Here is a 256-nt window from a genome sequence, read left to right as displayed (position 1 = left end):
CGCCTGGTACTCGAACAGGTCCACGCGCGTCCGTCCCTTTTCTGATGATCGCGGTTCGTTGTCTGCGTGGGCGTGCCGCGAAGGGCAACGTGACTGCACTGTCACAAGGGAGGCGCACACGGTGACCGTGGACGCGGCATGTCCGTCTCGCAGGTTATCGCCGAGGGACGTGGGTCCCTAAATCGCAGATCACAACAGAGCGGTGATACGGGTCACAGGGTGTAGGGGCCACGGGGTCGGCCGCGGGGGGTGCGGA

The sequence above is a fragment of the Streptomyces aureus genome, from assembly GCF_001418135.1.
Classification (GTDB): Bacteria; Actinomycetota; Actinomycetes; order Streptomycetales; family Streptomycetaceae; genus Streptomyces; species Streptomyces aureus_A.
Note: the sequence above shows the minus strand (reverse complement) of the source record.